This window comes from Halorubrum sp. DM2, assembly GCF_901686465.1.
Lineage (GTDB): Archaea > Halobacteriota > Halobacteria > Halobacteriales > Haloferacaceae > Halorubrum.
This window is the reverse complement of sequence record NZ_LR594487.1, coordinates 539,060-562,113: the sequence shown is the minus strand read 5'-3', so window position 1 is coordinate 562,113 and position 23,054 is coordinate 539,060. Positions and strand designations below refer to the sequence as shown.

Sequence of the window (23,054 nt, the reverse complement as noted above, 5' to 3'; positions counted from 1 at the left end):
GGGTTGACGATCCGGCCCAGCAATCGGCTGTCGTCGCTACACACTCGTTTGTTGGGGTCATTCGGCTGAGGGGTGATTGGGTTGTCTATCATGCCACTGAACGTCTTCTCGGAATTATCAAATCTTATTGATGTATATACGGTGCTGTCATCGATGTGCGGAGCCAATTATTATGGAAGCTTGTACTCTCATACTGCCTGATATATTTTGTTCAACAGCTTTAAATAACTGATTGTGGTCAAATACTGCTTTACTGAATCCGGTGACTGCGAGGGGATTGCGGTGCTTTCACCGGTGACGTGACTCAATGACAACGGCAGTTTCGCAGGCGATTCGTACATTTGGACCCAAGTCTTGGTTCATCGGCCGAACCCGGGAATCGAGAATTCTGCTATCAGACCATGTGAACGCTCTTCCTCTGTCCCCAATCTCGACGCCTTCTGCGGATTCAACAGAGCAATCGAAATTGAAATTTCGAAAGTGTGGAGGCTGCGAAACAGGCCTCAGTCAGACTCGGTCGATGTGGTCGTAAACGCGTTCTGTCGTCTGGATGCTCGCGTGTCTGAGCCGGTTCCGCACGTCGTAGAACTATTCCCCTCCTCGACGTTGAGCATCCGATACGCGACGCTGTGCTACAGCGTGTGCGGCGTCACGTCCTCCGGCTCGCCATGCCCGGTGAGCGTCATCGGACGCACATCCGCGGCGACTGCGGCCGCTCGAACCACGTTTCGCACCGACTCGGTCGACATCCGTTCCGCTTGTCGCGAGGGCCACAGCGCCGGCGACTCCTTCCACCGCCCGCCGAGGTACATCCGGAGCGTCCGCACGGTCTCGTCGGCGAGCCCGATCTCGGTGTAGCTCGGTGACCGGTTGGTCGGGTAGTCTTTCTGGAGCCCGGCCGGAAGCGCGATCACGCCGTCGTCGAGGTCGACGTGGTCCTCGACGAGCGTGACTGACGGGTGAACCGGGCAGGTCCCCGTCATGCTGAACCCCCGTAATAGCGGCTAAACTGGCCGGTTTCGGACGGTTCGTGTGAAATTTCGTATGGGACCGCTGAGAGTCGAACTCAGGTCATACGGACCCCATCCGCATAGGATACCACTACCCCACGGTCCCTGACTACACGCTGAGAAACGACCGACCGGTAATTAAGGACTTCGCTTCAGTTCTCGCCGGCCTCGCGCGGGACCACGAGTTCGCCGTCGTCTCGCACCGCGAGGCTCCCGATCGGGTCGCCCTCGTAGGCCGCCACTCCCTCCGTCCGACCGAGGACGTACCCGTCGCGGTCGGCCGTCACCTCGCCGCGCTCCGCCCCGGTCGCGGCGACCACGTCGGCGAGGACGTCGCCCGCCTCGAACGCGTCGCCGGCGGCGACGCGGTGACGGACGACTCCCGAGACGTCCGTCGTCGGACCGCGGAAGCGCCGCACGGGGAACCCGACCGGAGCCGGATCGACCCCGACGCCGGGCTCGTAGACCGAGTCGGGACGGTCTTCGGCGGCGAGGAGGCCCAGTTCGACCGCGACGCCGAACACGCCGGCGACGCCCGCGTTGAGGAGCCGGTCGTCGACGACGCTGTGCGCGCCCAGCTCCGCGGTGAACGCCGGGATCCCGGCCTCGTTGAGCACCGCGCCGGCGGTGGACCGCTGGAGGCTCTCCTCGACGTACTCGGCGGCGGGGTACTCCCGGACCGGCGGAAGTCCGAACGCGTCTACCAGCCGGCCGAGTTCGTCCGACAGCGCGGTCGCCTCGTCCTCGCTCCGCCGGTCGCCGTACAGCAGGCGGTCGCGGATGACGAAGGGGTCGCTGTCGACGCCCGCGGTGTGACAGTCGATCAGCGCGTCGGCCGCGACCCCCTCGCCGGGGATCCGGTCGACGGTCAGCGAGTCCGTCTCGACCGTTTCGCCCGTGATCGCGGCGTACAGCCGGGCGTCGATCCGCTCCTGGAGCTTCGGCGGGCGGGCGGACTCCGTGTCGGCGTCCGGGAAGTGGCGGTTCGGGTCCTCGTCGGCGTAGTACGTCTCGCGCGCGTTCCGGCGCAGCCCCGCCGGGGAGACCACGGGGACCGCGACGACCGCGCCGGCGAGGTCCGCGAGGCAGTCGCCGTCGAGCGCCGCGACCGCATCCTGTACGACCGCGACGCCGGTCGCCTCGTCGCCGTGAACGCCGCCGGTGAGCCACAGCGTCGGCCCGTCGGCCGCTCCGTTCGCGACCGCGACCGGGAGCCGCTCGGACGCGCCGGTCGGCAGCTCCGCGACGGTGAACCAGCCCCGGTCGAACTCGCCGGGGGCGGCGCTCGCGGTGCCGAGCGCGCGTCGGTTCGTCCCGCCGGAATCCGTACTCGCGTCGTCGTCGCCATCGGTGTCCATACGCGGGACGGCGAGCGGTCGATTATAAAAGGACGCGCTCCAGCGAGACGACCACGCCGGACTCGGCGTCGGGGTCGCCGACGACCCGCCCGAGACAGACCGCGACGCCGTCGGGCGTGAAACATGCGACGAGCGGCGGGTCGGCATCGTCGGTCGCCTCGTCGTCAGCGTCGGCGTCGTCAGTCGCCTCGTCGTCTCGAACTCGGGGGACCGCCGCGTCGTCGACGTCGATCACGCCGGGGGCGTACACGGGCGCGCCGGTCGCGACGTTGCGCGCGGCCGACCGCGCGACCGTTACCGCGGGGAGGTGCGTCAGGGCGTCCTCGGCGGGGCGGACCACCTCGCGGAGGAGCGCGTCGTCGCCGTCTTCGGCCCACGCGAGCGCGTCGACGAGGTCTTGGAGCGTCCGCAGGTCGCGGTCGTCGAACGGGTCGGTGGCGGTCCGTCGGAGGTGGCCCATGTGCGCGCCGACGCCGGTCGCGAGCCCGACGTCGTGGCACAGCTTCCGGACGTACGTCCCCGACTCACACCGGATCCGGAGGAGGGCCTTCCGGTCGGCGGCTTCCAGCACGTCGAGGTCGTGGACCGTCCGCGTGCGCAGCCGACGGCTCACGGCGCTCTTCCGCGGCGGCTTCTGGTAGATTTCGCTCTCGAACTCCGCGACCACCTCGCGGAAGTCGCTCGGGGGCGACGCGTGGAGCTCCAGCACCGCGACGTACTCCTTGGCCCCTTCGAGGAACACCTGCGCCATGCGCGTCGCGTCCCCGGTCAGGGTGGGGAGACAGCCGGTGACCTTCGGATCGAGCGTCCCGGAGTGCGCGACGCCGCCCGTGGGAGGCCCCTCGGGATCGAGCGCCGCGAGCGTCTCGTCGATCGCGTCCCGCACCCACGCGGACACCTGATGCGAGGAGGGACCGGCGGGCTTGTGGAGGTTGACGACGCCGAACCGGAGCAGTTCCGGCACCGAGCGCTCGCCGGGCGGGGCCCTGAGCGGGTCGTCGCCGGCCGCGGAGTCGCCACCGTCTGCGCGGGCGTCGGCGGAGCCGTTGCCGGGAGCGTCGCGGTCGGCGTCGTCGGGTGAGTCTGTCATGCTCGGACGGAGCGGGGGAACTCAGAAGTCGTACACGACGCCCTCGACGGGTGCCTTCCCCTCGTCGGTTGCGCGGTCGTACGCCTCGACCGTCGCGACGAGGACGTCGAGGAAGCGCTCGGGCCCCCACCGGGCGGTGTTGTACGCGGCGTCGTAGATCGAGAGATCCTCGATGTCGATGTTGTAGTATTCCTGATACCGCTTGCGCTCGGAGGTCTCCCGGCGCTCCGTCTCGGTTCGGGCGCGGTCGACCGGCTTCGCCTCGCGCTCGGCGATCCGCTCCGCGCGGACCGACAGCGGCGCGTCGAACCAGAACCGGAAGTCCGCGTGGTCGGCCGCGAGCCAGCCGGCGAGCCGGGATTCGAGGACGACGTCGTCGCGCTCGACGGCGATATCGCGGAGCCGGCGGTCGAGGTCGCGGTCGATCTGCGGGTCCTCCTCGGCGAACTCGTTGAACTCGACGGGCGTCATGTCGCGTTCGGCCGCCATCTCGCGGAAGATGTCGCCGCCGGAGACGTGTCCGAGACCGAGCGCGTCCGCGAGCTGGACGGCGTTGGTGCTCTTCCCGCTCCCTGGCGGGCCGGAGACGGTGATCAACATAGCTCCACTCCGCGGGTGTCGTTCAAAACGGTTGTCGTTCGCCGCCGAGCGGAACCGACCGGTGAGCGGGACCGACCGGTGAGCGGAACCGACCGGTGAGCGGACGCGGCGACCCCTCAGGCCTCGCCGTCCGCGGTCGCGGCCGTCATCGACCAGACCGCGACGAGGCCGAGGAGGAGCGCGGGGACGAGCGGTAAGGCGAGGTACGTCGCGAAGAAGGTGAACCCGAACGCGCCCGCGGCGTACGGGTAGATGTAGATGATCCCCGGGATGACCAGCACGCAGGTGAACAGCACGGCCGTCAGCGCCCACCCCTTGCGGCCGAAGCCGTCGGCCGTCGGGTCGGCGGCGGGTTCCGTCCGGTCCCGCGGAGCGTCGCCGCGGTCGCCCGCGTCGTCCCCCTTGCCGTCGCGGTCGGCCGCGGGATCGTCCGTCCCGCCGTCGCCGTCGGCTCCGGGGACGTGAACGTAGCCGCCGTCGGTGGTACCGTCGGCGGTCTCGTCCGGGGCGTCGGCGGTCTCGTTTCCGTCGCCGTCGGTCTCAGAACTCACTGTCCGGTTTAACCACCACTTTGCCAAAGCCCTCACGGTTTTCGATCATCTCGTGTGCGCGCGAAGCCTCGCTCATCGGGAGGACCTCGCGGACGCGGGGTTCGAAGGTGCCGTCCCAGACGAGCTCCAAGACGTCGTCGACCTCGCCGGGCGTCGCCATCGTCGAGCCGAGCACCGACAGCTGGTTCCAGAAGATGCGGTTGAGTCCGGCTCCGGGGTTCCCGCCGGTCGTCGCGCCGCAGGTGACGAGGCGGCCGCCCTTCGCCATCGACTTCAGCGAGTCCGGGTAAGTGGCCTCGCCGATGTGGTCGACGACGACGTCGACGCCGCGCTTGCCGGTGCGTTCGCCGATCTCGTCGGCGAAGTCGTTGGTCTCGTAGTCGATGACGTGGTCCGCGCCGCAGTCCTCGGCGTGGGAGAGCTTCTCCTCGGTCGAGGCGGTCGCGAACACCTCACAGCCCGCGTGGTCGGCGATCTGGACGGCGGCGTGGCCGACGCCGCCGGAGGCACCTAAGACGAGCACCTTCTCGCCCGCCTCGATCTCGGCGCGCGTGTGAAGCATGCGCCACGCGGTCTGGAACACGAGCGACGCGGAGCCGGCGACCTCCCAGTCGACGCCGGACGGGACGGGAACGAGGTTCTCCGCGGGGACGACCGCCTTCTCGGCGTGGACGCCGCGGACGTGTTCGCCGATGATGTGGAAGGAGACGCACAGCGACTCCTCGCCGTTGCGACAGAACTCGCAGTTCCCGCAGGCGACGCCGGCGCTCACCGCGGCGCGGTCGCCCGGCTCGAAGCGCGTCACGCCCTCGCCGACGGCGTCAACGACGCCCGCCGCGTCGCTGCCGGGGATGTGCGGCATCTCCAGGTCGATCCCGGGCATCCCGCGTCGCGTCCAGATGTCGAGGTGGTTCAGCGCGCCGGCCTTGACGTCGATCACCACCTCGCCGCGGTCGGGTTCGGGGTCGGGGAAATCGCCGTACTCGATCACGTCGCGGTCGCCGTGGTCGCCGAACTGAACGGCCTTCATGTTCGGACCCTCCCGCGGAACCCACTAAACAGTACGCCTCACGGAACCGGGTGACACGGCTTTCACGGGACCGACCGATCCGCCGGGAACCGAACGGGCCTCGCGAAACCGAAACCCCGGCGGCACTGGGTGGCGGCGACCGTGCGAATCGCCCACAGCGACCCGACCGATTCGTGATGTTTAAGTACCGAAAGCGGGAGGTAACGAACGCACGAACTGTAGGGGCGTCGGGCCCCGAGTCCGAGAGGGCGATGTTACAACGCGGGTTGCGGTAGCCAAGCTTGGCCCAAGGCGCAGGGTTGCTAACTCTGTGGCGTCACTGCCTCCGGGGTTCGAATCCCCGCCGCAACGCTCGAACGGACGAGTACCGCCGGATTCGCGCCGGTAGGACTCACCACAACCAACACATGAGCACGGAAGAATCACAGGACGACTCGCCGGAGGAGGAGGAAGACCTCCAGTACTTCGTTCGGATCGGGGGCGCGGACCTCGACGGGACGAAGACGGTCGAGCGAAGCCTGTCCGAACTCGACGGCATCGGCACGCGCACGGCGCGGCTGGTCGCCGAGAAGGCCGACGTGGACCGAAACGCCACGTTCGGGCTCCTCGATGAGGATGACATCGACGCGGTGGTCGACATCGCCGAGAACCTCGAAGACCACGTCCCGTCGTGGATGACGAACAGACAGAACGACTTCTTCACCGGAGAGACGACGCACCTCGTCGGCACCGACGTCAACGAGAAGCGCCGCCACGACATCAACCGGATGAAGATCATCGAATCGTACAAGGGCGTGCGTCACAAGCGCGGACAGAAGGTTCGCGGCCAGCGCACCAAGTCCACGGGTCGCTCGGAGGGGACCATCGGGGTCAACGTCGAGGAGATCCGCGAGGAGATGGCCGACGAAGAGGAGGGTGACGACGAATGAGCACCGGGAAAAACACGAAGGGCTACGAGACGCCGAACCACCCGTACCAAGGCGAGCGCATCGCCGAGGAGTCCGACCTCCTCTCGCGGTACGGTCTGAAGAACAAAGAGGAGTTCTGGCGCGCCCAGTCCGAGCTGCGCAACATGCGTCGGGAGGCCCGACGGCTGCTCGGCGAGGCGCAGGGTGACGTCGACGCCGCTCAGGACGCCGGCGCGGAGTTCGTCGCACGACTCCGCCGCATCGGCATCCTCGGCGACAACGACGACATCTCGACGGTCCTGTCGCTCGACGTGACCGACCTGCTGGAGCGCCGCTTCCAGACGATCGTCTACCGTCAGGGGTTCGCCTCCTCGACCCAGCAGGCCCGCCAGTTCATCGTCCACGGCCACATCACCGTCAACGGCGCTCGCGTCACGCGCCCGTCGGTGAAGGTGGACGTCGACGACGAAGGTGCCATCGCCTTCGACGAGAACAGTCCGCTCGCGGACGATCTCCACCCCGAGCGCGCGGAGTCACAGGAGTAACATCATGAGTGAATCCGAAGACGGAGGAAAGTGGGGCATCGCCCACGTGTACGCGTCGTTCAACAACACGCTCATCACGGTCACCGACGAGACGGGAGCCGAGACGATCGCCAAGTCGTCCGGCGGCACCGTGGTGAAGCAGAACCGCGACGAGGCGTCGCCGTACGCCGCCATGCAGATGGCGGAGGTCGTCGCCGAGCGCGTCAAGGACGCCGGTCTGGAGGGCGTACACGTTCGCGTGCGCGGTCCCGGCGGCAACCTCAACAAGTCCACCGGTCCCGGTGCGCAGGCGACGATTCGCGCGCTCTCGCGTGCGGGCGTCGAGATCGGCCGGATCGAGGACGTCACGCCCATCCCGCACGACGGGACGAAGGCACCGAAGAACAAGCGAGTCTGACATGACCGAAGACGAATTCGACGTCCAGTACGTCGAACGGGACGAACGCAGCGCGCGGGTGCTGATCCGCGGGCTCACCCCGGCGTTCGCCAACGGCATCCGTCGGGCGATGATCGCCGACGTCCCGACGTTCTCGATCGACACGGTTCGGTTCGTCGAGAACTCCTCGGTCATGTTCGACGAGATGATCGGCCTGCGTCTGGGGCTCGTTCCCCTGACGACGCCGCTCGACGACTTCGAGGTCGGCGACGAGGTCACCCTCGCGCTCGACGTCGAAGGCCCGGCGACGGCGTACTCCGGCGACATCGAGAGCAGCGATCCGCTCGTCGAGGTCGCCGACGACAACGTCCCGATCATCGAGCTGAAGGAGGGACAGCGGTTGGAGTTCGAGGCCGACGCGGTCCTCGACACCGGCAAGGAGCACGCCAAACACCAGGGCGGCGTCTCCGTCGGCTACCGCCATCTCCAGCGCGTCACGGTCGAAGGCGACCGCGGCGAGTTCGACGACGACGAGCCGAACATCCTCCGCGGCGTCATCGAGACCCCCGACGGAGCGATCGAGCTCACGGACGAGTTCGACAACGACCTCTCGGAACGGTTCCCCGGGAAGGAGGTCGCGGTCGAGGACGTGCCGGGCGCGTTCGTCTTCCACATCGAGACGGACGGCTCGTTCGACGTCGAGGAACTGCTGCTCCGCGCGATCGACTCCATCGAGGAGCGCGCGGACGAACTACAGACGAAAGTCGCGGTATAAGGAAATGACGGCCCTTCGAACCAACCCCCTGACCGTCGCCCCCGCCGACAGCCCCGGTGCCGCCTCGACCGACGAGGTGGCCGCCGCGGGCTCGGCGGACGGCGGGACCGAAAGTGGTTTGAAGGGAGCCGGAATACGGTGGAGTGCACGCAGGGATAGCCAAGTCAGGCCAACGGCGCAGCGTTCAGGGCGCTGTCCTGTAGAGGTCCGCAGGTTCAAATCCTGCTCCCTGCACTCCGTTTTCCACGAACTCTCCGTTCAGGAGGGACAGCTATGAGTAGCAAGACGAACCCGAAACTACAGAACCTCATCGCCGATCTGAAGTCGGTCTCGCGAGATTCCGGTGCCAACGTGTGGCAGGATGTCGCCGACCGATTAGAGAAGCCACGGCGCACGCACGCTGAGGTCAACCTGGGCCGCATCGAGCGGTACGCTCAGGAAGACGAGACGGTCGTCGTCCCCGGCAAGGTGCTGGGCAGCGGTGTGCTCGAAACGAACGTCACCGTCGCCGCGGTCGACTTCTCCGGGACCGCCCGGACGAAGATCGACCAGACCGGCGAAGCGGTGACGCTGGAACAGTTCATCGAACAGAATCCCGAAGGAAGCAACGTGAGGGTACTCCGATGAGTCTCGCGAAGGTAGACGCGGACGTCGTCGTCGACGCCCGCGACTGTATCCTCGGTCGCGTCTCCTCGGAGGTCGCACAGCGCGCCCTCTCCGGGGAGACTGTCGCCGTCGTCAACGCCGAGCGCGCCGTCATCACCGGCAACGAGGAGGCGACGATGGAGACGTACCACACCCGCGCGGAGCTCGGCTCCGACAGCGGGCCGTACTACCCCAAGCGCCCCGACCGCATCTTCAAGCGCGCCATCCGCGGCATGCTGCCGTACAAGTCCGAGGACGGCCGCGAGGCGTTCTCGAACGTGCGCGTGTACGTCGGGAACCCCTACGAGCGCGACGAGGACGTCGAGAGCGTCGTTCTCGACGGCACCTCGCTCGACCGACTCTCGAACATCAAATTCACGACGCTCGGATCGATCTCCGAGTCTCTGGGAGCCAACGTCACATGGTAACGAACACCTCAGGCAAGAAGAAGACGGCCGTCGCCCGCGCCACCGTGCGCGAGGGCGAGGGTCGCGTTCGCATCAACTCCCAGCCAGTCGAGCTGGTCGAACCGGAGCAGGCGCGGCTCAAGATGCTGGAGCCGTTCCGCATCGCGGGCGAGGAGCTCCGCGACGGCGTCGACATCGACATCGATGTCGAGGGCGGCGGGTTCAGCGGACAGGCCGACGCGACGCGGACCGCCATCGCGCGCGGTCTCGTCCAGCACCTCGGCGACGCCGAACTGCGAGACGCGTACATGAGCTTCGACCGCACCCTGCTGGTCAACGACGTGCGCCAGTCCGAACCCAAGAAGTGGGGCGGACCCGGCGCACGCGCTCGCTACCAGAAGTCCTACCGCTGAGGTGATCCAGTCATGATGATCCCCGTCCGGTGTTTCACGTGCGGCAACGTCGTGGGTGAACACTGGGAAGAGTTCAAAGAGCGGGCTCGCGAGGGCGACGAAGACCCCGGCGAGGTGCTCGACGACCTCGGGGTCGACCGGCACTGCTGCCGCCGGATGATGGTGAGTCATAAGGACCTCGTCGACGTCGTCTCGCCGTACCAGTAAACCATGTCAGAACAGCGATACAATCGATACGAGAAGGCACGCATCCTCGGCGCGCGAGCGCTACAGGTGTCTTACGGGGCACCCGTGCTGATCGATACGAACCAGACGGAGCCGATCCTCGTCGCCGCGGAAGAGTACGACGCGGGCGCGCTCCCCTTCACGGTACGGAGGGAGAGCTGATGACGAAGATTACGAGCGTCTCGCTGCGTCGCGTGCTCGACTCGCGCGGCAACCCGACGGTCGAGGCCGACGTGCTCACCGAGTCCGGCGGCTTCGGGCGCGGCGCAGCCCCCAGCGGGGCCTCGACCGGCGAGTACGAGGCGATCGAACTGCCCGCGAGCGAGTCGATCGCGAAGGCCCGCGAACACGCGGTGCCGCGCATCGAAGGCGTCTTCGCGGGCGACCAGCGCGCGGTCGACAACGCCTTACGCGCCGCCGACGGGACGGACGACTTCTCTGCCATCGGCGCGAACAGTGCGGTCGCCATTTCGATGGCGGCCGCAAAGGCCGCCGCCGACGTGCTGGGCGCACCGCTGTACCAGCACCTCGGCGGCGCGTTCCGCGGCGAGAACTTCCCCGTTCCGCTCGGCAACGTCGTCGGCGGCGGGGAACACGCCAAGGAGGCCACCCACATTCAGGAGTTCCTCGCCGCTCCCGTGGGCGCGCCGAGCGTCTCGGAGGCCGTCTTCGCGAACGCCGCGGTCCACGCGGCGGTCGCGGACGTGCTCGACGAGCGCGGCGTCCCCGCGGCGAAGGGCGACGAGGGCGCGTGGGCACCCCCGATCTCGGACGCCGAGGCGTTCGAGGTCGTCGAGGAGGCGGTCGACCGCGTCGAGGACGAAGTCGGGTTCGAGATCCGCTTCGGGCTCGACGTGGCGGCCGCCGAGCTGTACGACGACGACCGAGAGGCGTACGTGTACGGCGACGAGACGAAGTCGGCCGACGAGCAGATCGACTATATCGCCGGCCTCGTCGACGAGTACGACCTCGCGTACGTCGAGGACCCGCTCGACGAGAACGACTACGAGGCGTTCGCGGAGCTGACCGACCGGGTCGGCGACCGGACGCTGATCTGCGGCGACGACCTGTTCGTCACCAACGTCGAGCGGCTCCAGGACGGGATCGACGCGGGCGCGGCCAACAGCATCCTGATCAAGCCGAACCAGATCGGAACGCTGTCGGACGCGTTCGACGCCGTCGAACTCGCCGCCCGCAACGGGTACGAGACGGTCATCTCGCACCGCTCGGGCGAGACCGAGGACACCACCATCGCACACCTCGCCGTGGCGACCGACGCCGGCTACATCAAGACCGGCACGGTCGGCGGCGAGCGAACGGCCAAGCTGAACGAACTGGTCCGCATCGCGGACGACGCGGTATGACGGACCGACACCACGCATGAGCGAAGACAACGACGCGGTCGAACTCGACGACGACGCGGAGACCGAGGCGGTCGACGCGGCGGTCGAGGAGGAGGCCGACACGACCGAGGAACCGACCGCCGACGCGGCCGCTGAGGCCGCCGACGCCGAGAGCGAGGCGGCCGCCGAGGCCGCGGAAGAGACGACCGAGGAGGAGGACGCCTCCCCCTTCGACGACGACGTCATGCCGGACGACGACGTCGACCTGCTGATCCCCGTCGAGGACTACCTCTCCGCGGGTGTCCACATCGGGACCCAGCAGAAGACGAAGGACATGGAGCGGTTCATCCACCGCGTCCGCGACGACGGGCTGTACGTCCTCGACGTGAGCCTGACCGACGGGCGGATCCGCACGGCCGCGGACTTCCTCGCGAACTACAACCCCGAGCAGATCCTCGTCACGTCCTCGCGGCAGTACGGCCGGTTCCCGGCCGAGAAGTTCGCGGACGCCATCGGCGCTCGCGCCCGCACCGGTCGCTTCATCCCGGGCACGCTGACGAACCCCGACTACGCCGGCTACATCGAGCCGGACGTCGTCGTGGTGACCGACCCGATCGGTGACGCGCAGGCCGTCAAGGAGGCCATCACCGTGGGTATCCCGGTCATCGCGATGTGTGACTCCAACAACCAGCTGTCGAACGTCGACCTCGTCATCCCGACGAACAACAAGGGTCGACGCGCGCTGTCGGTCGTCTACTGGCTCCTCGCCAACGAGACGCTCGACCGCCGCGGGGCCGACACCGTGTTCGCCCTCGAAGACTTCGAGGACGAACTGTAGGCCGTTTTCGACGTCGAGTTCGACTTTTCGAAGCCGCCCCGCGCCGACCAGCGGCCGCGCTCTCGTGGAGGGGGACCGGCCGGGAACTTCACAACAGGTCGATCGTGAGCGGGTAGCTCCACGCCTCGCCCTCGAACGCCTTCACCGCGGCGATAACGACGAACACCCTATCGAGGAGGCCGAGAACCGGCAAGATGAGGAAGCCGATGAACAGAAACACCAGCGCGAGCGCGAGCAGCGAGTAGACGGTGAGCTATATCTGCCAGTTGATGGCGTTTCGCGCGTTCTCCTTGACGAACGCGTCGTCGCTGACGACGTAGACGACGAGCGGCCCGACGACCGACGTGAACAGCGCGAGGAGGTGCGTGATCGCCGCCAGCGTGGTGTCTCCCTCGGGCCCGGCGGTGTCGAACCGCTCCGACGTGGATGCCATGGGGAGGTGATCCGCCCGCACCGCGGTATTTAGCTGTTGGCCGCGTCGCCGTCGGGTGACGCGCCCGCCGCACCCTCCGCCGGCTCCTCCGGCACGTCGTGGGTCCACCGCGGCTCTATCTCGCGGTTCGCCAAGACGACGCGGTCGCCGTTGTCGGCGTCGATCCGCGTCTTTCGGAGTTCGATGGCGGCGACGGTTCCGGTCACGCCCTTCGCCTCGACGCGGTAGCCGACGTTGAAGTCGGGGTCGCGCAGGAGGTAGACGCCGGCCACGGTGTCCTCGATCATCTCGGAGAGCGCGTAGGAGACGCCCAAGGCGATGAAGCCGACGGCGGTGCCGAGGCTCGCCGCGATGTCGCCCATCCCGAGGACCTTCAGGAACGTGAGCGCGACGCCGAACCACAGGAAGATGGCGACGAGCGTGACGATGAGGTCCCCGACCAGCTCGCGGTCCCCCACGTACACCCGGGTGATCGACGACCGGACGACCGCGAGGACGATCCTGACCGTCACGTACGCCAGCGCGAGGAACACCAGTCCCGAGAGCAGTCGCGGGATGGCGACCGCCAGCCCCTCGACGAAGTTCGTGAACGAGCGGGTCAGAAGCGACGGGAGCGCAGTCATGAGGCGCACGACGACGGCCGCCGGTGAAAAGCTGACGGGGGCGGAGGGGTTTGCCGTCCCGCGACGCGTCGCTCGCCCCGAGCACAAGCGCAACGCCTGTAAGCACGCGGGGAGAGTGAGTTCGTATGACCGTTTGCGAAGCGCCGGGGAAGGTGTACCTCTTCGGCGAACACGCCGTCGTCTACGGCGAGCCGGCCGTGCCGGCGGCCATCGAGCGGCGCGCCACGGTGACCGCCGAGCCGCGCGCGGACGACCACGTGCGCGTCGAGGCCGAGGACCTCTCCTTAGACGGGTTCACGGTGGAGTACTCCGGCGGCACCGAGGACCGGCCGGACGTCGACGTGCCGACCCCGCTCGTCGAGGCGGCGATGGGCTACGTCGACGCCGCGGTCGAGCAGGCGCGCGACGCGGCCGACGCCCCCGAGGCGGGGTTCGACATCACCGTCAAGAGCGACATCCCGCTCGGCGCGGGGTTGGGCTCGTCGGCGGCCGTGGTCGTGGCCGGCATCGACGCAGCGACCCGGGCGCTCGGCGAGCCGCTCGACCGCCGCGAGCTCGCCGACCGCGCGTATCGGGCCGAGTACGACGTACAGGACGGACAGGCCTCGCGCGCCGACACGTTCTGCTCGACGATGGGCGGCGCAGTCCGGGTCGAGGGCGACGACTGCGAGCCGATTGACGCCCCGAACCTGCCGTTCGTCGTCGGCTTCGACGGCGGCGCGGGCGACACCGGCGAACTGGTCGCCGGCGTCCGCGAGCTGCGGGCGGAACACGGGTTCGCCGCGGACACGGTGGAGTCGATCGGTGACCTCGTCCGGACTGGCGAGGCGCTGCTCGCCGAGGCCGCGGGCGACGCGGAGCCGGAGCCGACGCTGCTCGCGGAGCTGGGTGAGCTGATGGACTTCAACCACGGGCTGCTCGCGGCGCTCGGCGTCTCCGCCCGCTCGCTCGACGCGATGGTCTGGGCCGCGCGAGACGCGGGAGCGCACGGCGCGAAGCTCACCGGCGCGGGCGGGGGGGGCTGTATCGTCGCGCTCGACGGGAGCGACGCGACCGAGACCGCCCTCTCCTTTACGCAGGGCTGCGAGGAGGCGTTCCGCGCCGAGCTGGCGACGGAGGGCGTCCGGGTGGTGGAGCCGTGACGGGGGGCGAGACGGTCCCCGAGGACGACGCGCCCCCCGTCGTCCTCAAGCTCGGCGGGAGCCTGATCACCGAGAAGGACCGGCCGGAGACGCTGGACGAGGCGGCGCTCGACGCCGCCTGCGACGCCGTCGCCGACGCGCTCGCGTCCGGCGCTGTCGACCGGCTCGTCGTCGTCCACGGCGGCGGGAGCTTCGGCCACCACCACGCCAGCGAGCACGGCGTGTCGACGGCCGACGGGACCCGCGACGCGGAGGCGGTGGCCGCGGTCCACGGCGCGATGAAGCGGCTGAACGCGCACGTGACGGAACGGCTCCGCGAGCGGGGCGTCCCCGCGGTCCCCGTTCACCCGCTGTCGCTCGCGGCGCGGGTCGACGGCGCGGACGGCGAACTCGACCTCCCGCTCGGCTCGACGGCGACGCTGCTCGGCGAGGGGTTCGTCCCCGTCCTCCACGGCGACGGCGTCGCGACCGCCGGCGACGGGGTCACGGTCGTCTCGGGCGACGAACTCGTGGTCGAACTCGCGGCCGGCCTCGGCGCGCGCCGCGTCGGGGTCTGTTCGACGGTCCCCGGCGTCCTCGGTCCCGAAGGGAACGTGATCCGCGAGATCGACGAGTTCGCGGCGGTCGCGGACGCGCTCGGCGCGAGCGACGCGACGGACGTCTCGGGCGGGATGGCCGCGAAGGTGCGGGAGCTGCTCGCGCTCGACCCGCCGGCGTACGTGTTCGGCGGCGACGGGCTGGTCCCGTTCCTGCGCGGCGAGGACGCCGGGACCCGGATCGACTGATCGGGTGACAGAACCCTTATTCGAGCCACAGCCCTCCCCTCGGGCATGAACGAATCGGACGTGCGGGAGCGGCTCGCGGAGGTGCGAGACCCCGACCTTGGCGGCGATATCGTCTCGCTCGGGCTGGTGAACGACGTCGAGGTCGACGAGGCGGGCGGGACGGTCAGCGTGTCGCTCGCGCTCGGCGCGCCCTTCTCGCCGACCGAGTCGGCCATCGCCGACGACGTGCGGGCGGCGCTCGCGGACACCGGGCTCGACGTGGAGCTGTCGGCGTCGATCCCCGACGACCTCTCGACGGACGAGCAGGTCCTCCCGGGCGTACAGAACGTGATCGCGGTCGCCTCCGGGAAGGGCGGCGTCGGGAAGTCGACCGTCGCGGTGAACCTCGCGGCCGGGCTCTCCGAGCTCGGCGCGCGGGTCGGCCTGTTCGACGCGGACGTGTACGGCCCGAACGTGCCGCGGATGGTGTCGGCCGAGCAGCGCCCGGAGACCGACGGCGAGACCATCGTTCCTCCCGAGCGGTTCGGCGTGAAGCTGATGAGCATGGACTTCCTCACCGGCGAGGACGACCCCGTCATCTGGCGCGGGCCGATGGTCCACAAGATCATCACCCAGCTCGTCGAGGACGTCGAGTGGGGCGAACTGGACTACCTCGTGATGGACCTCCCGCCCGGGACCGGCGACACCCAGCTCACGATCCTCCAGACGCTCCCGCTGACCGGGGCCGTGATCGTCACGACCCCGCAGGACGTCGCGCTCGACGACGCGACGAAGGGGCTCCGCATGTTCGGCAAACACGACACGAACGTCCTCGGTATCGCGGAGAACATGGCCGGCTTCCGGTGTCCCGACTGCGGCGGGTTCCACGAGATATTCGGCTCCGGCGGCGGGAAGGCGCTCGCGCAGGAACACGACCTCCCGTTCCTTGGTGGGATCCCGCTGGACCCCTCCGTGCGCACCGGCGGCGACGACGGCGAACCCGTCGTCTTGGAGGAGGGCGAGACCGCGGACGCGTTCAAGGTGATAGTGGAGAACGTCGCGAACAACGCCGGCGTCGTCCGGCGTCGCGGGGCGAGCGAGGGACGATGACCGACGCGGACGACGAGGGCGGGACCCCCGACGGCGACGACCGCGAGGACCCCCTCGCGGCCGCCGGCGTCGACCCGGTCGTGCCGGAGGGAGCCTCCGGCGCGGAGTTCGCCGCGGACGCCGAGGTGCGGGGGTTCATCAGGGAGGTCGCCGAGGACGTGCGCGGCGACAGCTCCGAGAGCAAGCAGCTCTCGGCGGTACTCTACCGCGTGTCGGACCTGTACGACGAAGACGAGGAGACCTCTCCCGAGGAGATATACCTCAACGTCCGCCACATCATGCGGATCAAGTCGGAAGGCGGACTGCGTCGCTGACGCCTCGCGGCCGCGTCCCCGTCACGTTTCGACGGGCGATCAGTCCTCCTTCGACAGGCGATCAGTCGTCCGACTCGGCCGCCGCGGCGGGGTCGAGCGCGCGCTCGTCCAGCGGGGTCGCGTCGTCGACGACGCCCGCGAGACCGAGCCGTTCGACCGTTCGGGGCGTCGGGTGGCCGCGGTCGCCCCAGCCGCGCGCGGCGTAGTACCGGTCCAACAGGCGGTCGAACGCCTCGGCGTCGACCCCCGGCGTCCCGTCGTCCGCGTCGGAGCGGAGCGGCTCCGGGAGCGCGTCGTCCGCCCGGTCGAATCCCTCGCGGGCGTTGAACAGGCGAGTGAGCGTCCAGATCCGCTCGCCGGTCGTCGCGAGTGCGGAGACCGGATCGCCCGGCCCGTCGCGATCGGCGCGCTCGCCGTCGGCGACGGCCGGGTGGTCGACCGCCGCGAGCCACTCCGCGCCGAGGTCCGACCAGGCGGCCTCGCCGACGAAGTCGTCGACGACAAGGCTCCACAGCACGGAGCGGGCGTTCTGCTCGCCGACCACGTCTCGGACCCGGTCGGTCGTGGACCGGTCCGGGCCGGCCAGCGGTTCGCGGTCCTGCGGTCGCGCTCGGCGGTGGCACGCGCCGCGGTCGCTCGTCGCGTACGCGAGCGCGACGCTGACCGCCGCCCGCGGGTCGAAGCCGGGCAGCGCCATCGACTTGAGCGTGGGGACGAGCGCCTCGCCGCCGAACCGGGCCGCCGCGGCGTCGATCCCGTCCGCGAGCGCGTCCGGCAGGTCCGGGTCGACGTCGAGATCCGGCGGCGGCTCCCGGTTCGCGATCGCCTCCAGCAGACGCGCCGCGCCGTCCGCGTCGCCGAACGAGACCGGACAGTCGACGACGCCCGCCTCGCCGGCGCGGATCGCCCACGCGACCGCGTTGCCCGCGCCGATCACGTCGAGGCCGAGGCGGTCGCAGCGCCCGCAGAGGTCGACGACGCGGTCGAAGTCGTCGATCCCGAGTCCGGCTCCGAGCGTCATCGGAGCCGCGCCGCGCGGGACTACCTCGCCGTCGGGCGTGTCGATCCGGAAGTCGCCGGGGACGGTCGGACCGCCGTCCGCGGCGTCCGCGCGGTCGTCGTCGCGGCCGTCGCCGTAGTCGCCGCCCCGGTCGTCGCCGACGCCCTCGCGCCCCGCGGCGCGGTCCAACGCGGCCTCGACGCCGATGTCGTCGGCACCGTCGAACCCCGTCTCCGTCCACCCCTCCGCCGCGAGGATCCCGACCTCGTTCGCGTAGTCGACCGTCTCGACGGTCCCGCCGGCCGCCCGCCACTCGCCGGTCGCGTCCCGGCCGTAGGCCGCGGCGTCGCGCTCGCGGAGCGCCGCGAGGTCGCTCGGGACCGCCGGCGGGGAGTCGCGGGCGACGACCGCCTTCAGCCCCTTCGCGCCCATCACGGCCCCGGCCCCACCGCGGCCGGCGTGGTGGGCACCGCCGTCGCTCGCGATCGTCGCGTACGCCGCCTCGCGCTCCCCGGCCGGGCCGACGCAGGCGACCGCGGCGTCCGGGAACCGCGCCGCTGTCTCGACGACGTCGGTTCCCCACGCGTCGCTCGGCTCGACCCGGGCGCGACCGCCCGCTATCTCGATCCGGACCGGGCGGTCGGCAGCGCCGGTCACGAGCAGGCCGAGGCAGTCGTCGAGCGACCCCGCGAGCCGGTCGGCGAACGGGCCGCCGGCGTACGAGTCGAGGAACCCCCCGGTGAGCGGGGATTTCGTCACCGTGGCGTACCGCGTCTCGGCCGGGAGGTACCCCGCGAGCGGGCCGACGAAAAAGCCGAGGCGGTTCGCCGGTCCCGTCGGCTCCGTCCCCGGGGACAGCTCCTCGTAGAGGTAGCGCGCGCCGAGCCCCTTTCCGCCGAGGTAGTCGCGTCGCCACCCGTTCGGGACGCGCTCGCGCGCGGTCTCGCCGGTCGAGAGGTCGACCCGGAGGACTCGGTCGCGGGTGCGACTCATCGAGATTTGCTGCGCGAGCGAGACGTATCAATCTGTTCGCTGACGAGATGGTAGTGTTCAGATAAGCTGATTCCATGCGAAGGCGAAGGATCTGAGCCACTCGTTTGCTGTTTCTGCTTCGGCGTTGCTGAAACAGTTTGAGAAACTGGTAGTTCTGCGTTTTACCTCACGAAAAACACGTTCGACGCTGTTCCGATTTCCATGTCGTTCGTATCTAAAATCGAGGACGTGTTTGCGACAGGCTCGCTGAAGTGGAGCCGCGCCATCAACGAGAAAGATCGCGTCATCTACATCGTGTTTTTCGCGAAGTTCCGCGAAAAACCGATCTGCGATCGCGTTATTTCTCGTCGGCTCAAGCCGTGTGTGTAGTAAATCGTTCGAATCAGGGTCGACAGCAGCGTACAGCCAATATTGTTCATTATCGAGTTGAATCACTGTCTCATCAACCGCGACGTGATTCGGGCTCCGGCCAGTTTCTGGCTGTAGATCGGCTTTGTGAACCCAGTTATGAACGGTCGATCGAACTCGATTAACACCGAATACCTCAAGAAACGAAACAGTATTCGAAAGCGATAGTCCAGACAAATGGAGCTGAATACTGAGCTTCATCAACAGCCTCGGTGTTGCTTCTCGCTCCACAAACTCTAAGTTGATCTCGTCTAAACAGCCGCTGAGGCGGTCGTTTTCTGGCATAGAACACTTTGAAAACGCACCGCCTCACTTTCAAACCTTATCTGAACACCGCCGACGAGATCGCCGTTCCTACCGCGCTGACCGTCAGAGTGAGGCCCGTCGCGATCGAACGACCGGGCATGAACCTGACGACCGCGCTCGACGCCCGCGACGCGACCGTCTGCGTCGTCGGGGCGGGCGGCAAGAAGTCGACGCTGTTCGCGCTCGCGGACCGGCTCGACCGGGCGGTGGTGACCGCGAGCGTTCGGATACCGATCTTCGACGATCGGGTCGCCGCGGTCCGCGTGACGGAGGACCCGGTGGCCGCGATCGAGGAGGCGGGAGACGGCGACTGGCCGCTCGGGCTGGTGCCGGAGCGCGAGCGGTCGGACCGGTACCTCGGGTACGACACGGAGACCGTCTCCGAGATCGCCGACGCCGCGCCCGGCGCGACGCTCGTGAAGGCCGACGGGGCGCGCCTCCGGGAGTTCAAGGCCCCCGGCGACCACGAGCCGCAGATCCCGGCGGCCGCGGACGTCGTCGTCCCGATCGCGAGCGCGCACGTCGTCGGTGAACCCCTCACCGAGGAACTCGTCCACAGACCGGAGGAGGTCGCCGCGATCACGGGCCGCGAGATCGGGTCGGAGATCCGCCCCGCCGACGTCGCGACCGTCCTCGCCAGCCCTGCGGGCGGGCTGAAGGGCGTCCCGGGCGACGCGACCGCGATTCCGGTCGTGAACAAGGTCGACGACGAGGCCGACGCGGCCGCGGCCCGGAAGATCGCGGGGGAGATCCGCTTCCGCGCGAACGTGCCGCGCGTCCTCCTCACGCGGCTGACCGCGGAGGATCCGGTCGTCGAGGTCGTGGAATAGCGCCGGCTACGGGGACGGCTCGGGGAGTTCCGCGAACGACCGCCAGAGCGCCCGGTACAGCGTCCACGCGTCGACGCCGGTCCGCTCCATCACGGTCCGGCAGGCGTCGTCGAACCGACGGTAGTCGACGGTCGACGGCGGCTCCGGGTAGTCGCCGTCGAGTTCCCCGGCGGCGGCCAACACCGCCCACGTCCGACGATCGACTGCGACGAACCGGGACGGGGCGAGGAACTGGAGGAAGCCGGACGCGACCGCGACGTCGACTCCGTCGAGGTCGGTAAGCGCGTCGAGGGCGACGTCGACGTCGCTGTCGGCGTCGCGGTCGGCCCCTGAATCAGCGGGTTCTGATTCGACAGCTCCCGCCGTGTCGAGGACGTCGGCCGCGTCAAGGACGTCGGCCGCGTCGAGGGCGTTGACCGCCGCGTCAAGCGCGTCGACCACGTCGTCGAACGCGTTGTCCCGGAAGGCCTCCTCGCGCTCGCGCCGCTCCCGGTCCGGGAACTCGCCGAGGTAGCGGCGGAAGTACCAGCGGACGATCCACTGGGCGTCCCGTCGCCCGTACTCGTCGCCGGCGAACGTCTTCGGCACCGTCTCGACGTGCTGGCGCTCCACGTCGTACAGCGGCTCGGCGGCGGCGTACTCGCGGGCGCGGTCGCGGAGGGTCGATTCGCGCAGGTCCATCACCCGGAGGTACAGCGGCGGACGCCATCAACGTTCGTTTCGGGCGGGCCGCCGGCGTCGTCCCGGCCGGCCGCGTCGCTGGCTCGCGGTCACCCCTCGGCGGTAGCGGTCCCGGAGAGACGATCCACCGGTACACTCATGGACCACACGACGGATCATGCGGTATGTGCCCACACGAGCGCGGTGAGACCGATGTCCAGTGAGCCGGACGACGCGACGAAGACGATCTGTCCGTACTGCGGCGTCGGGTGCGGGATCCGCGTGCTGGAGGGCGACGAGCCGGGCGAGATGCGCTTCATGCCGTGGGGCGACGCCCCGGTGAACGAGGGGAGCGTCTGCATCAAGGGCGGCGCGGCGACGCAGGTCGTCGACCACGAGGACCGGCTGACCGACCCCCTGATCAAAGAGGACGGGGAGTTCCGCGAGGCGACGTGGGACGAGGCGCTGACGAGGGTCGTCGACGAGATGACGGGTATCCGCGACGAGCACGGACCCGACGGGATGGGATTCTTCGGCTCCTCCAAGACGTTCAACGAGGAGAACTACCTCATCCAGAAGCTGGCGCGGCGGTACGGCACCAATCAGGTCGACAACTGTACGCGGATGTGTCACGCCTCGACCGTCTGGGCGCTGCGGACCAGCCTCGGGATGGGTGCGATGACGAACAGCATGGCCGACTTGGAGGCGTCGGCGGACGTGTTATGGATTCAGGGGGCGAATCCCGGCGAGCAACACCCGATCGCCAACAGCCAGTACTTCCGGCAGGCCGTCTTGGAGGGCGCGACCGTCGTTCAGGTCGACCCGCACGCGAACAAGACCACCCGGTCGTTCGAGATCGACGACACCGACCGGCACATGCACCTCCAGTTGAAGCCCGGCACCGACATCCCGCTTCTGAACGTCGTTCTCAAGACGATACTGGAGCGGCACGAGGCGGAGCCGGACGCGGGCTGGATCGACGAGGAGTTCGTCGAGGCGCGCACCGAGGGGTTCGACCACCTGAAGGAGACCCTCTCGGACTTCGACGTGGAGGCGGCCGCCGAGGAGTGCGGGGTGCCGCTCGAAGACATCGAACTCGCCGCCGAGAAGTACGCGATGGCCAACGACGCCGCCATCTTCACCGGGATGGGGATGAGCCAGCACACCTGCGGCGTCGACAACGTCCAGAACGAGATCAACCTCGCCTTGGTCACGGGGAACCTCGGCCGCCCCGGCACGGGCGTCAACCCGCTGCGCGGGCAGAACAACGTTCAGGGCACCTGCGACGTGGGCGCGATGCCGAACGTCCTGCCGGGGTACCAGCTCGTCGACGACGACGAGGCCCGCGCGTCGGTCGAGGAGGTGTGGGGGTTCGATATCCCCGCCGAGCCGGGGCTGACGAACGTCGAGATCTCCCACGCGATCGGCGACACCGTCCACGGACTCTACGTCATGGGCGAGAACCCGATCATGAGCGAGCCGGACGGCAACCGGACGGAGGAGCGGTTCCGCGAGGAGCTTGAGTTCATGGTGGTCCAGGACATCTTCATGACGGAGACCGCCGAACTCGCGGACGTCGTCCTCCCCGCGACGACGTGGGCCGAGCGCGACGGCACCGTCACCAACACCGACCGCCGCGTCCAGCGGATGCGCGGCGTCCACAAGGTCCACGAGAACACGCGCCACGACCTCGACATCCTCTGTGAGGTCGGGACGCGGCTGTTCGACGGGGACGGGTTCGAGTTCGACGGTCCCGAGGCGGTGTTCGAGGAGCTGCGCGAGGTCTGCCCGATCTATCACGGGATGACCTACGACGCGCTCGGCGAGACCGGGCTCCACTGGCCCTGCTACGAGGAGGGCGACGAGGGCGACCCGTTCCTCTACGAGGACTCCTTCGAGACCGAGAGCGGGCTCGGCCGCATCGAGGGCGTCGTCCATCAGGAACCGAAAGAGGTTCCCGACGAGGAGTACCCGCTCGTGTTGACCACGGCGCGGCTCGAAGAGCACTACAACACCGGGACGATGAGCCGACGGTCGCCCACGCTCTCGAAGCAGCACCCGGAGAACTTCGTCGACGTCCACCCGAACGACGCCGAGCGCTACGGGATCGAGGACGGCGACGACGTGACGCTGAAATCTCGCCGCGGGGAGATCACGGTCCGCGCCGACGTCACCGAGGACATCAAGGAGGGCGTCGTCTGGACCACGCCGCACTTCGCGGCCGCCTCCGCGAACCGCCTCACCAACGACGTGCTCGACGAGCGCGCCAAGATCCCCGAGTACAAGGCCGCGTCCGCCGAGATCGAGGTCGACATCGAGCCGGCGGGCGACGAGCCGGCGTCGGCGGACGACTGAGT

26 protein-coding genes, 3 tRNA genes and 2 pseudogenes are annotated in these 23,054 nt (G+C 69.1%); 19 read left to right on the top strand and 12 right to left on the bottom strand.

Annotation, left to right across the window (positions count from 1 at the left end; genetic code table 11):
- Window positions 1–507 precede the first annotated feature (507 nt).
- The 7 genes and pseudogenes from QOL69_RS02970 to QOL69_RS02940 all read right to left on the bottom strand — a co-directional run bounded on the left by QOL69_RS02970 (window position 508) and on the right by QOL69_RS02940 (window position 5,639).
- Window positions 508–983, bottom strand: a pseudogene (locus QOL69_RS02970) (tyrosine-type recombinase/integrase).
- A gap of 62 nt (window positions 984–1,045) precedes the next feature.
- Window positions 1,046–1,116 (bottom strand) — tRNA-Pro (locus QOL69_RS02965).
- 46 nt (window positions 1,117–1,162) lie between these two features.
- The gene (locus QOL69_RS02960; protein ID WP_283401969.1) at window positions 1,163–2,368 is read right to left on the bottom strand and encodes a succinylglutamate desuccinylase/aspartoacylase family protein; all 1,206 of its coding nucleotides are present in this window, start codon (window positions 2,366–2,368) and stop codon (window positions 1,163–1,165) included.
- 22 nt (window positions 2,369–2,390) lie between these two features.
- Window positions 2,391–3,458 (bottom strand): RNA-guided pseudouridylation complex pseudouridine synthase subunit Cbf5, encoded by a 1,068-nt coding sequence (locus tag QOL69_RS02955; protein WP_283401968.1) that lies wholly within the window; start codon window positions 3,456–3,458, stop codon window positions 2,391–2,393.
- Window positions 3,459–3,479: 21 nt separating this feature from the next.
- Window positions 3,480–4,058, bottom strand: a complete 579-nt coding sequence (gene cmk, locus QOL69_RS02950; protein WP_048076421.1) for a (d)CMP kinase — start codon at window positions 4,056–4,058, stop codon at window positions 3,480–3,482.
- Window positions 4,059–4,174: 116 nt separating this feature from the next.
- Complete coding sequence (locus tag QOL69_RS02945) at window positions 4,175–4,609, bottom strand: DUF7977 family protein (RefSeq protein WP_283401967.1); 435 nt, start codon at window positions 4,607–4,609, stop codon at window positions 4,175–4,177.
- Window positions 4,599–5,639, bottom strand: a complete 1,041-nt coding sequence (locus tag QOL69_RS02940) for a zinc-binding dehydrogenase (protein WP_283401966.1) — start codon at window positions 5,637–5,639, stop codon at window positions 4,599–4,601. Before QOL69_RS02940 ends, QOL69_RS02945 begins: the two co-directional genes overlap by 11 nt.
- Window positions 5,640–5,904: 265 nt before the next feature.
- Between QOL69_RS02940 and QOL69_RS02935 the strand changes: the two genes are divergently transcribed.
- The 13 genes from QOL69_RS02935 to rpsB all read left to right on the top strand — a co-directional run bounded on the left by QOL69_RS02935 (window position 5,905) and on the right by rpsB (window position 12,114).
- A tRNA-Ser gene (locus tag QOL69_RS02935) sits at window positions 5,905–5,990 on the top strand.
- Between the two features lie 56 nt (window positions 5,991–6,046).
- Window positions 6,047–6,568: a 30S ribosomal protein S13 gene (locus QOL69_RS02930; protein ID WP_048076423.1), complete on the top strand. Its 522-nt coding sequence runs from the start codon at window positions 6,047–6,049 to the stop codon at window positions 6,566–6,568.
- Window positions 6,565–7,092, top strand: a complete 528-nt coding sequence (locus QOL69_RS02925; RefSeq protein ID WP_048076424.1) for a 30S ribosomal protein S4 — start codon at window positions 6,565–6,567, stop codon at window positions 7,090–7,092. Before QOL69_RS02930 ends, QOL69_RS02925 begins: the two co-directional genes overlap by 4 nt.
- A 4-nt stretch (window positions 7,093–7,096) precedes the next feature.
- Complete coding sequence (locus QOL69_RS02920; RefSeq protein ID WP_004595254.1) at window positions 7,097–7,489, top strand: 30S ribosomal protein S11; 393 nt, start codon at window positions 7,097–7,099, stop codon at window positions 7,487–7,489.
- 1 nt (window position 7,490) lies between these two features.
- The gene (locus QOL69_RS02915) at window positions 7,491–8,243 is read left to right on the top strand and encodes a DNA-directed RNA polymerase subunit D (protein WP_048076425.1); all 753 of its coding nucleotides are present in this window, start codon (window positions 7,491–7,493) and stop codon (window positions 8,241–8,243) included.
- A gap of 149 nt (window positions 8,244–8,392) precedes the next feature.
- Window positions 8,393–8,477, top strand: a tRNA-Leu gene (locus tag QOL69_RS02910).
- A gap of 39 nt (window positions 8,478–8,516) precedes the next feature.
- On the top strand, window positions 8,517–8,870 hold the full coding sequence (locus QOL69_RS02905) for a 50S ribosomal protein L18e (protein ID WP_048076426.1): 354 nt from the start codon (window positions 8,517–8,519) through the stop codon (window positions 8,868–8,870).
- Complete coding sequence (locus QOL69_RS02900; RefSeq protein ID WP_283401965.1) at window positions 8,867–9,316, top strand: 50S ribosomal protein L13; 450 nt, start codon at window positions 8,867–8,869, stop codon at window positions 9,314–9,316. Before QOL69_RS02905 ends, QOL69_RS02900 begins: the two co-directional genes overlap by 4 nt.
- Window positions 9,310–9,708 (top strand): 30S ribosomal protein S9, encoded by a 399-nt coding sequence (locus QOL69_RS02895; protein ID WP_283401964.1) that lies wholly within the window; start codon window positions 9,310–9,312, stop codon window positions 9,706–9,708. The genes QOL69_RS02900 and QOL69_RS02895 overlap by 7 nt, the downstream gene beginning before the upstream one ends.
- Window positions 9,709–9,720: 12 nt before the next feature.
- Window positions 9,721–9,915, top strand: a complete 195-nt coding sequence (locus QOL69_RS02890) for a DNA-directed RNA polymerase subunit N (RefSeq protein ID WP_128906923.1) — start codon at window positions 9,721–9,723, stop codon at window positions 9,913–9,915.
- Window positions 9,916–9,918: 3 nt separating this feature from the next.
- Window positions 9,919–10,095, top strand: a complete 177-nt coding sequence (locus QOL69_RS02885; protein WP_283401963.1) for a DNA-directed RNA polymerase subunit K — start codon at window positions 9,919–9,921, stop codon at window positions 10,093–10,095.
- On the top strand, window positions 10,095–11,297 hold the full coding sequence (gene eno / locus QOL69_RS02880) for a phosphopyruvate hydratase (protein ID WP_283401962.1): 1,203 nt from the start codon (window positions 10,095–10,097) through the stop codon (window positions 11,295–11,297). Before QOL69_RS02885 ends, eno begins: the two co-directional genes overlap by 1 nt.
- Before the next feature lie 16 nt (window positions 11,298–11,313).
- Entirely contained in the window at window positions 11,314–12,114 is an 801-nt protein-coding gene (gene rpsB / locus QOL69_RS02875) for a 30S ribosomal protein S2 (RefSeq protein WP_048076428.1), read from the top strand.
- An 88-nt stretch (window positions 12,115–12,202) separates the two neighbouring features.
- On the opposite strand, the pseudogene QOL69_RS02870 reads toward rpsB, so the two are convergent.
- Window positions 12,203–12,547 (bottom strand): annotated as a pseudogene (locus QOL69_RS02870) (DUF4870 domain-containing protein).
- A gap of 29 nt (window positions 12,548–12,576) precedes the next feature.
- Window positions 12,577–13,170, bottom strand: a complete 594-nt coding sequence (locus QOL69_RS02865; protein WP_048076430.1) for a mechanosensitive ion channel domain-containing protein — start codon at window positions 13,168–13,170, stop codon at window positions 12,577–12,579.
- Between the two features lie 125 nt (window positions 13,171–13,295).
- Here QOL69_RS02865 and mvk point away from each other — a divergent pair, with 125 nt between their 5' ends.
- Genes mvk through QOL69_RS02845 form a run of 4 tightly spaced genes read left to right on the top strand, consistent with a single transcriptional unit; the run spans window position 13,296 to window position 16,500 of the window.
- Entirely contained in the window at window positions 13,296–14,312 is a 1,017-nt protein-coding gene (gene mvk, locus QOL69_RS02860) for a mevalonate kinase (RefSeq protein WP_283401961.1), read from the top strand.
- Entirely contained in the window at window positions 14,309–15,097 is a 789-nt protein-coding gene (locus tag QOL69_RS02855) for an isopentenyl phosphate kinase (RefSeq protein WP_283401960.1), read from the top strand. Before mvk ends, QOL69_RS02855 begins: the two co-directional genes overlap by 4 nt.
- Window positions 15,098–15,142: 45 nt before the next feature.
- A complete protein-coding gene (locus QOL69_RS02850) occupies window positions 15,143–16,186 on the top strand; it encodes an Mrp/NBP35 family ATP-binding protein (protein ID WP_283401959.1) in 1,044 nt (347 codons plus the stop codon).
- The gene (locus tag QOL69_RS02845; RefSeq protein WP_283401958.1) at window positions 16,183–16,500 is read left to right on the top strand and encodes a DUF7976 family protein; all 318 of its coding nucleotides are present in this window, start codon (window positions 16,183–16,185) and stop codon (window positions 16,498–16,500) included. Before QOL69_RS02850 ends, QOL69_RS02845 begins: the two co-directional genes overlap by 4 nt.
- Window positions 16,501–16,561: 61 nt before the next feature.
- Here QOL69_RS02845 and QOL69_RS02840 read toward each other — a convergent pair whose 3' ends face one another.
- Together QOL69_RS02840 and QOL69_RS02835 are read right to left on the bottom strand one after the other, a co-directional pair.
- Window positions 16,562–18,493 (bottom strand): aldehyde ferredoxin oxidoreductase family protein, encoded by a 1,932-nt coding sequence (locus QOL69_RS02840; RefSeq protein WP_283401957.1) that lies wholly within the window; start codon window positions 18,491–18,493, stop codon window positions 16,562–16,564.
- A 57-nt stretch (window positions 18,494–18,550) separates the two neighbouring features.
- Window positions 18,551–19,186, bottom strand: a complete 636-nt coding sequence (locus QOL69_RS02835; RefSeq protein ID WP_283401956.1) for an IS6 family transposase — start codon at window positions 19,184–19,186, stop codon at window positions 18,551–18,553.
- A 119-nt stretch (window positions 19,187–19,305) separates the two neighbouring features.
- Here QOL69_RS02835 and yqeC point away from each other — a divergent pair, with 119 nt between their 5' ends.
- A complete protein-coding gene (gene yqeC, locus QOL69_RS02830; protein WP_283401955.1) occupies window positions 19,306–20,037 on the top strand; it encodes a selenium cofactor biosynthesis protein YqeC in 732 nt (243 codons plus the stop codon).
- Window positions 20,038–20,043: 6 nt separating this feature from the next.
- Here yqeC and QOL69_RS02825 read toward each other — a convergent pair whose 3' ends face one another.
- Window positions 20,044–20,718: a hypothetical protein gene (locus tag QOL69_RS02825; RefSeq protein ID WP_283401954.1), complete on the bottom strand. Its 675-nt coding sequence runs from the start codon at window positions 20,716–20,718 to the stop codon at window positions 20,044–20,046.
- Window positions 20,719–20,910: 192 nt separating this feature from the next.
- Here QOL69_RS02825 and fdhF point away from each other — a divergent pair, with 192 nt between their 5' ends.
- Complete coding sequence (fdhF, locus tag QOL69_RS02820) at window positions 20,911–23,052, top strand: formate dehydrogenase subunit alpha (protein WP_283401953.1); 2,142 nt, start codon at window positions 20,911–20,913, stop codon at window positions 23,050–23,052.
- Window positions 23,053–23,054 lie beyond the last annotated feature (2 nt).

What these genes read in the sequence shown, in the direction of transcription:
- rpsB (WP_048076428.1), top strand. Translation starts at nt 11,314, where the DNA reads ATGAGCGAAGACAACGACGCGGTCGAACTCGACGACGACGCGGAGACC.
- eno (WP_283401962.1), top strand. Translation starts at nt 10,095, where the DNA reads ATGACGAAGATTACGAGCGTCTCGCTGCGTCGCGTGCTCGACTCGCGC.
- QOL69_RS02925 (WP_048076424.1), top strand. Translation starts at nt 6,565, where the DNA reads ATGAGCACCGGGAAAAACACGAAGGGCTACGAGACGCCGAACCACCCG.
- cmk (WP_048076421.1), bottom strand. Translation starts at nt 4,058, where the DNA reads ATGTTGATCACCGTCTCCGGCCCGCCAGGGAGCGGGAAGAGCACCAAC.
- yqeC (WP_283401955.1), top strand. Translation starts at nt 19,306, where the DNA reads ATGAACCTGACGACCGCGCTCGACGCCCGCGACGCGACCGTCTGCGTC.
- QOL69_RS02890 (WP_128906923.1), top strand. Translation starts at nt 9,721, where the DNA reads ATGATGATCCCCGTCCGGTGTTTCACGTGCGGCAACGTCGTGGGTGAA.
- QOL69_RS02850 (WP_283401959.1), top strand. Translation starts at nt 15,143, where the DNA reads ATGAACGAATCGGACGTGCGGGAGCGGCTCGCGGAGGTGCGAGACCCC.
- QOL69_RS02885 (WP_283401963.1), top strand. Translation starts at nt 9,919, where the DNA reads ATGTCAGAACAGCGATACAATCGATACGAGAAGGCACGCATCCTCGGC.
- fdhF (WP_283401953.1), top strand. Translation starts at nt 20,911, where the DNA reads ATGTCCAGTGAGCCGGACGACGCGACGAAGACGATCTGTCCGTACTGC.
- QOL69_RS02900 (WP_283401965.1), top strand. Translation starts at nt 8,867, where the DNA reads ATGAGTCTCGCGAAGGTAGACGCGGACGTCGTCGTCGACGCCCGCGAC.
- QOL69_RS02930 (WP_048076423.1), top strand. Translation starts at nt 6,047, where the DNA reads ATGAGCACGGAAGAATCACAGGACGACTCGCCGGAGGAGGAGGAAGAC.
- mvk (WP_283401961.1), top strand. Translation starts at nt 13,296, where the DNA reads ATGACCGTTTGCGAAGCGCCGGGGAAGGTGTACCTCTTCGGCGAACAC.
- QOL69_RS02915 (WP_048076425.1), top strand. Translation starts at nt 7,491, where the DNA reads ATGACCGAAGACGAATTCGACGTCCAGTACGTCGAACGGGACGAACGC.
- QOL69_RS02840 (WP_283401957.1), bottom strand. Translation starts at nt 18,493, where the DNA reads ATGAGTCGCACCCGCGACCGAGTCCTCCGGGTCGACCTCTCGACCGGC.
- QOL69_RS02955 (WP_283401968.1), bottom strand. Translation starts at nt 3,458, where the DNA reads ATGACAGACTCACCCGACGACGCCGACCGCGACGCTCCCGGCAACGGC.
- QOL69_RS02920 (WP_004595254.1), top strand. Translation starts at nt 7,097, where the DNA reads ATGAGTGAATCCGAAGACGGAGGAAAGTGGGGCATCGCCCACGTGTAC.
- QOL69_RS02835 (WP_283401956.1), bottom strand. Translation starts at nt 19,186, where the DNA reads ATGCCAGAAAACGACCGCCTCAGCGGCTGTTTAGACGAGATCAACTTA.
- QOL69_RS02895 (WP_283401964.1), top strand. Translation starts at nt 9,310, where the DNA reads ATGGTAACGAACACCTCAGGCAAGAAGAAGACGGCCGTCGCCCGCGCC.
- QOL69_RS02845 (WP_283401958.1), top strand. Translation starts at nt 16,183, where the DNA reads ATGACCGACGCGGACGACGAGGGCGGGACCCCCGACGGCGACGACCGC.
- QOL69_RS02825 (WP_283401954.1), bottom strand. Translation starts at nt 20,718, where the DNA reads ATGGACCTGCGCGAATCGACCCTCCGCGACCGCGCCCGCGAGTACGCC.
- QOL69_RS02865 (WP_048076430.1), bottom strand. Translation starts at nt 13,170, where the DNA reads ATGACTGCGCTCCCGTCGCTTCTGACCCGCTCGTTCACGAACTTCGTC.
- QOL69_RS02960 (WP_283401969.1), bottom strand. Translation starts at nt 2,368, where the DNA reads ATGGACACCGATGGCGACGACGACGCGAGTACGGATTCCGGCGGGACG.
- QOL69_RS02940 (WP_283401966.1), bottom strand. Translation starts at nt 5,639, where the DNA reads ATGAAGGCCGTTCAGTTCGGCGACCACGGCGACCGCGACGTGATCGAG.
- QOL69_RS02905 (WP_048076426.1), top strand. Translation starts at nt 8,517, where the DNA reads ATGAGTAGCAAGACGAACCCGAAACTACAGAACCTCATCGCCGATCTG.